Raw genomic sequence first — 291 nt, 5'->3', positions numbered from 1 at the left:
GATCGACACATTTGATAGTAATAAATGGTACTACCTATATTATTTCAAGCCCGGCGGTGAAAATTTAGAACAATCGCAAATGGAGCTAGTGTTTGGCAATGAAAAGCTTATTCGTGTTTCAGGCTACCCAGCAATCACTGAAAAATTTAGCGACCAAAGCTTAACAAATTAAAAAACCTAGTTAAGTACTCAGCTGAGTAACATTCAGTATTAAAAAAGCGAGCCTATCTAGCTTTTTTAATAAGTAAAATGACTAAACTTATTTTTCTGTATTACCACGCGGAGTCACTC

General features: G+C 35.1%; 1 protein-coding gene. It reads left to right on the top strand.

All coding sequences use genetic code 11. The features are described from left to right. Position 1 precedes the first annotated feature (1 nt). Positions 2–172: an outer membrane protein assembly factor BamE gene (gene bamE / locus Q4519_RS22500; RefSeq protein ID WP_369293066.1), complete on the top strand. Its 171-nt coding sequence runs from the start codon at positions 2–4 to the stop codon at positions 170–172. Positions 173–291: the final 119 nt, after the last annotated feature.

Origin of the sequence: Motilimonas sp. 1_MG-2023 (assembly GCF_030547455.1) — a bacterium.
Taxonomy (GTDB): Bacteria; Pseudomonadota; Gammaproteobacteria; order Enterobacterales; family CBDFNC01; genus Motilimonas.
This window is presented reverse-complemented; position numbering and strand designations above follow the sequence as displayed.